We start from the raw sequence: 6127 nt of genomic DNA, 5'->3' as shown, positions 1-6127 counted from the left end.
GTTCCAGGACCACGACGCCCCCGACAAGCAGTACGACACCGCAGGCCTCAACGCCCCGCAAATCGTCGATACCGTCCTCAAGGCCCTGCGCCACAACAGCGCAGGCGTGCAGGAAGCAAGGGCCTGATGGGAAAGCGCTGGATCCTTGCCCTTGTGATCGGATGCACTGCCTCGGCGGCCGTGTTTGCGCAGGCGCCCGGGCATATGCTGACGATCAATGTCGGCAACGTCCGCAACGCCAAGGGGCGCATCCACGTCGACATCTGCACGCAGGACAAGTTCCTGAAGGACGATTGCCAGTGGGCGGGCGAGGCTCCGGCCCGGCTCGGCACGACACAAGTGATCGTGCGCGATCTGCCGCCGGGCCAATATGCCGCGCAGGCGTTCCATGATGAGAACAGCAACAGCAAGGTAGACCGCGCGCTGTTCGGCATTCCCAAGGAAGGCGTTGGCTTTTCCAACGACGCGCGCATCTCGTTCGGCCCGCCCAGCTGGAAGAGCGCGGTGTTCAGCCATGGCGGCCAGAACGCGTCGATCGGCTTCAAGCTGCGCTACTTCCTCGGCCCCAGCGGACCGCCAGCCGCCAAGTGAGCAGCGCGCATTCCCTGCTCAAGACGGTGCCAGCCTCGCTGGTCACGGTCAGCCTCAGGCGGCCTTGGCTGACGCTTGCCCTCGCGCTTTTGGTCACCATCGCCGCGCTGCTCACCGCGATGCAGCGCATGGCGATCACCACGGACACCTCACAGCTGATCTCCCCCGATGTCGCCTGGCGCGTCGAGGAGCGGCGGATGGAAGAGGCCTTCCCGCAGCTGCGCGACGTGATGCTGGTGGTGATCGACGGCAAGACGCCGGAACTCGCAGAGGACGGCGCTGCCCGGCTCTCCGCCGCTCTTGCGGCCGATAGCAAGACCTTCCGCCGCGTGACGCGCCCGGACGGCGGCGATTTCCTTGCGCGCGAGGGCCTGCTGTTCGGCTCGGTCGAGGATGTGCGCAGCGCGACCAGGACGATGGTCGACGCGCAGCCGCTGCTTGGACCGCTTGCCGCCGATCCTTCGCTGCGCGGGGTGGCCGGTTCACTGTCGACCATGCTCGACGGGGTGAACCGCGGCGAAGTGACGCTGGGCCGGATCGACAAGCCGCTGAATGCGCTGGCCACGGCCATCGACGGTTCGCTTGCAGGGAAGAACCCGGCCTTCTCGTGGCAGGAGCTGTTCGACAACGGCAGTGGTGGGGGCAGTGGTGGGCTGGCCGTGCCCAAGCGGCGCCTGATCCTTGTCCAGCCCGTCCTCGACCACGCCGCGCTGATGGCGGGCGAGAACGCGGCGGACGGCGTGATGCGCGCGGCACGAGAGCTCAAGCTGGATGAGGCGCATGGCGTCCGCGTCCGCCTGACAGGCGAAGTGCCACTGGCTGATGAGGAATTCGCCACGCTTCAGGAAAACATCGGCGCGGTGGCAATGGTCATGCTCGGCGCGATGCTGCTGACCTTGTGGCTGGCGACCCGTTCGGTGAAGCTGGTTGCCGCGATCATGGTTGCGATCATCGCCGGGCTGATTGTCACCGCTGCCGTCGGGCTGCTCGCGGTGGGTCGCTTCAACCTCATTTCGGTGGCCTTTATCCCGCTGTTCGTCGGCCTTGGTGTCGATTTTGGCATCCAGATCTGCGTGCGCTTCAACGCCGAACGGCCTGATAGTGCGGACGCGGCGGAAGCGCTCAAGAAAGCGGCAAGCGAACTCGGAGCGCCGCTTTCCCTCGCGGCAGGCGCGATCTTCGTCGGCTTCGGTGCGTTCCTGCCTACGGCCTATATCGGCATTACCGAGCTTGGCGTGATTGCCGGGCTCGGCATGATCATCGCGCTGTTTGCCAGCCTGACCCTGCTGCCGGCGCTGATCGTTGTGCTCGGCCCCTCCGCGCCCCGGCATGAAGTGGGCTTCCCCTGGCTCGCCCCGGTTGACCGCCTGCTCGAGCGCAAGCGGCGCTGGGTGCTGTGGTCGTTCGCGCTCGCCATGGGCCTCAGCATCGCCGCGCTGCCGTGGGTGCAGTTCGACTTCAACCCGCTCCATCTGCGCGACCCAAATGCGCCCGCCATGCGCACCCTGAGCGACCTGACGCAGGACCCTGACCGCACGCCAAACACCATCGACGTGCTGGCGAAAACGCCTGCTGAAGCGCAGGCGCTGAAGGCGAAGCTGGAGCGCCTGCCTGAAGTCTCGCACGTCGTTGCGCTCGGCACGTTCATTCCGGACGATCAGGATGCCAAGCTCGCTGTGCTGCAGGACGCCTCGCTCCTGCTCGATGTGACGCTCAATCCCTTCGATGTGCCCCCCGCGCCGACCGATGCGGACATGATTGCCGCAACTGAAGGCACCCGCGCCAAGCTCGCCGCCGTGCTGTCCGCTCATCCCGGCCCGGATGGCACCGCCGCGCGCAAGCTGGACGCCGCGCTGGATCGGCTCGCCAAGGCCACGCCGGAGCAGCGCCGTGCGGTTGATCGCATGCTGACCGCGCCGCTCGGCGTGATGTTGAACCAGATGCGCTCCGCCTTGCAGGCCGAACCGATCACCCGCGAGAGCCTGCCCGCCGACTTCGCGCAGGATTGGGAGACGCCCAGCGGCCTTTCGCGCCTGCAGGTCTTCCCCAGCGGCGACGCGCACGACAACCGCGTGCTGCGCCGCTTCCGCGATGCCGTGGCCAAGGTCACGCCCTCGATCTCCGGCCTGCCGGTGGCGACGCAGGCCGCCGCCTCGACGGTCGCGTTCGCCTTTGTCGAGGCCGGGATCATCGCCTTCGTGCTGGTGAGCGGACTGCTGTTCCTCGTCCTGCGTTCGGTGCGCGAAGTCGCCTTTACGCTCGCGCCGGTGATCCTCTCGATCTTTCTCACGCTGGGCAGTTGCCTCGTCATCGGCCAGCCGATCAACTTCGCCAACATCATCGCCTTCCCGCTGCTGTTCGGGGTGGGTGTCGCGTTCCACATCTACTTCGTGATGGCGTGGAGCGTGGGCGCGCAGAACCTGCTGCAATCGAGCCTCGCGCGCGCGGTGATGTTCAGCGCCTTTGCGACCGGCACCGCGTTTGGCAGCCTCTGGCTTTCGACCCATCCGGGGACTGCCAGCATGGGCAAGATCCTGATGATCTCGCTGATCTGGACGCTGATCTGCGCGCTGATCTTCGAACCGGCGCTGCTCGGCCCCTCGCCGGAAGCACGGAGCAAGCGCGCCTAGGGCGTGACGGCGGGGTCTTCGAGCGGATCGCTGAGTTCGGGGACGGGCTGCTTTGTCTCGCCCGGATTGGCCGGGTCCGCCAGTGGGTCATCGAGTTCGGACTGCCCTTGCGAAGCCTCGGGGGCTTTGTCGCCATGGCGGATCGCCTCGATCTCCGCCGCTCGGTCCTGCAGCCATGTCGAGCGCAAGGTGGCATAGGGATCGACCGCACCGGAGAGCAGTGCGCGCAGCCCGGCATCGGACTCGGCCCGCAGATCGAGCCCGCCGACGACGGCTGTGGAAAGCTGGTACTCGATCGTGTCGAACGGCTTTCCCACCGCCAGTGGCAGGATCAGCCCTTCCGACGAGCTTCCAACGAGGTCGCGCAAAGTGCTCGGGCCCAGGAAGGGCAGGAAGATGTAGGGCCCCGGACCCACTCCGTAGAGCGCCAGAGTCGTGCCGAACCCGTTGTTCCGATGCGGCAGATTGATCGACTTGTCCTTCGCGACATCGATCAGGCCGCCGACGCCGACAGTGGAGTTGAGCACGAACCGCGCGAGCGTGCGCGAAGCGCTGCGCGGCTTGCCCTGCAGGAGGAAGTTCAGGAACACCAGCGGTTCGGCGAGGTTGCTCAGAACATGGCGGATACCGGTCCGCAGCGGCTTGGGCACGACGTGCTTGTAGCCCATCGCCGCCGGCCGGTAGATGGCCTTGTCGAGCACCTGCCAGGTGCCGAACATCGCGCGGTTGAAGCCTTCGAGCGAATCGCCGGGCGCATGGCGACGGCGCTTTGCCGGTGCCGGTGCTGGTGCCGGCGGTGCGGTTTCGCGTTTTGCTTCGGCTGCGGGCGTCTCCGGCTGCACCGCCACCGCCGCCGATGTTTCCACCGGCGCGCGGTCCTCAGGCGGCAGCGCGACCGGAGCGCTGGCCAGCAGTGCCGGAATGATCAGCAATTATTCGCCCTTCGCCGCGATGGCATTCATCCGCGCGACCAGCGCCTTGGCGCCGCCCTTCTGGAGCACGGTGCCGAAGTCCGACCGGCGTGTGGCAATCTGGCTGATGGCGTTCTTGTAGAACACGTCGATGATCTTCCAGCTCCCCCCGCTCTGGCGCAGGCGATAGGCGATCGCGACCGGCGCGTCCTTGGGAATCTTCAGAGTGGTGCGCACGACCTTGTCGCCGCCGCGCGTTTCCACCCGGGGCGAGACCTCGAAGCTCTCGCCGCCGAAGCTGTCGAAATTGCGGGCGTATTGCGCGATGGTCATGCGCTTGAACGCATCGACAAGCGCCTGCTGGTCTGCGGGCGATTGCTTCACCCATTCCGGCCCAACGGCAAGCCGCGTCATCAAGCCAAGGTCGAAAGTCCGCTCCAGCACCGGCGCGATGACCTTGCTGCGGGCCTGCGGGGTGCCGCCGGTGCGCATGGTGCGCAGCAGCCCGGCATCCAGTTCCTCGACCGTGGAGAGCGCCGGATCGGCCGCCTGCGCCAGTGCAGCCGCAGGCAGCGCAGCCGCCGCAAGGGGCGTGAGGCAGGCAATCGCAAGAAGGGTCCGTAGCATATCAAGCCTTGTTCTGGTAAGAGCGACCGGAAATGACACTGTGCTGCAAACTGTCCCGTCCCGCCCTCGATGCTGCCAAGCGTAAAGCGTGTTCAGCAGCATTCTGACAAGTCGAGATTGCACTTTTCAGCTCCAGCCTGCTAGTCCGCGCGGAACAAAACAGTCCGGGGCGGACGTGATCGGGGTTTGTAACGACTAGCGGCTGCGAACCGAACGGGGAATGAACGGCGGACTCGGCTCGCACTTGCAGCAGGGGCCGCCGCCATCGAATGGTCCAAGCCGGTCAACTGCACTTCCCGTAGCATGAACAACCGCTTATAGAGCGAAGAGTTGACCCGGTGCTGCAAGGAGTATGAGGCATTGCAGGAAGTTTCACGTCCGGGTTCGCTGCAGCCGCTTCGTGTCTTTCTTGCCAATCCGCGCGGTTTCTGCGCCGGGGTGACGCGCGCGATCGATATTGTCGAGCGGGCGATCGATCGCTTCGGCGCTCCTGTCTACGTGCGCCATGAAATCGTGCATAACCGCTTCGTGGTCGATCAACTGCGCGACAAGGGTGCGGTGTTTGTCGACGAGCTGTCCGATGTGCCGGATGGGGCCACCACCGTGCTCAGCGCGCATGGCGTCGCCCGCTCGGTCGAGGATGAGGCAGAGCGGCGGCAGCTTCCGGTGATCGATGCGACTTGCCCGCTGGTCACCAAAGTCCATATCCAGGGCCGCCGCTATGCCAAGACCGGTCGCCGGATCGTGCTGATCGGTCACGCAGGCCACGCCGAAGTGGTCGGCACCATCGGCCAGATCGATGCGCCGGTCCTGCTGGTTTCGACCCCTGACGACGTCGCGGCCCTGCCGCTCGATCCGGCGACGCCGCTGGCCTACATCACCCAAACCACGCTGAGCGTGGACGATACGCGCGGGGTGATTGCCGCGCTGCATGCCCGCTTCAGCGATGTCGTGGGGCCGGATATCGATGACATCTGCTATGCCACGCAGAACCGCCAGACGGCCGTGCGCAAGCTCGCCGAAGTGAGTGACGTGCTGATCGTCGTCGGCTCGCGCAACAGCTCGAATTCCAGCCGGCTGCGCGAAATCGGCGCCGAGATGGGCATTCGCAGCTATCTCGTCGACAGCGGGGACGATATCGATCCCGCTTGGCTGGGCGGTGTCGATTCGGTCGGCATTACCGCCGGCGCCTCGGCGCCCGATGCCCTTGTCGATAGCGTGATCCGGCGCCTGCGCGCCTTGCGACAGGTCTCGATCACGCAATTGGACGGGGTCAACGAGAACATCGAATTCAGCCTTCCGGCCATCTTGCGCCGACCTGCCCCTGCTGCCAATGCTCGCACCCTGCGCGTGGCAGCCGAATAGGAT

The 6127-nt window shown here is 66.1% G+C and carries 5 protein-coding genes; 3 read left to right on the top strand and 2 right to left on the bottom strand.

The genetic code is table 11. The features are described 5' to 3' along the window. The first annotated feature begins 126 nt into the window (after positions 1–126). On the top strand, positions 127–591 hold the full coding sequence (locus NDB2M1_RS14705; RefSeq protein ID WP_231624922.1) for a DUF2141 domain-containing protein: 465 nt from the start codon (positions 127–129) through the stop codon (positions 589–591). Continuing rightward, a complete protein-coding gene (locus NDB2M1_RS14700) occupies positions 588–3221 on the top strand; it encodes an MMPL family transporter (RefSeq protein ID WP_253185897.1) in 2634 nt (877 codons plus the stop codon). Before NDB2M1_RS14705 ends, NDB2M1_RS14700 begins: the two co-directional genes overlap by 4 nt. Here the strand turns inward: NDB2M1_RS14700 and NDB2M1_RS14695 are convergent. Both NDB2M1_RS14695 and NDB2M1_RS14690 read right to left on the bottom strand, forming a co-directional pair. Beyond that, positions 3218–4153, bottom strand: coding sequence for an MlaA family lipoprotein (locus NDB2M1_RS14695; RefSeq protein ID WP_072383438.1), 936 nt, complete (start codon positions 4151–4153; stop codon positions 3218–3220). The genes NDB2M1_RS14700 and NDB2M1_RS14695 overlap by 4 nt on opposite strands. Then, a complete protein-coding gene (locus NDB2M1_RS14690; protein ID WP_072383436.1) occupies positions 4154–4759 on the bottom strand; it encodes an ABC transporter substrate-binding protein in 606 nt (201 codons plus the stop codon). It lies immediately after the preceding gene. Between the two features lie 360 nt (positions 4760–5119). On the opposite strand from NDB2M1_RS14690, the gene ispH reads away from it, so the two are divergent. Next, positions 5120–6124 carry a 4-hydroxy-3-methylbut-2-enyl diphosphate reductase gene (gene ispH / locus NDB2M1_RS14685; RefSeq protein WP_072383435.1) on the top strand — a complete coding sequence of 335 codons (1005 nt, stop codon included), beginning with the start codon at positions 5120–5122 and terminating at the stop codon, positions 6122–6124. Positions 6125–6127: the final 3 nt, after the last annotated feature.

The organism is Novosphingobium sp. NDB2Meth1, assembly GCF_900117425.1.
Lineage (GTDB): Bacteria > Pseudomonadota > Alphaproteobacteria > Sphingomonadales > Sphingomonadaceae > Novosphingobium.
This window is presented reverse-complemented; position numbering and strand designations above follow the sequence as displayed.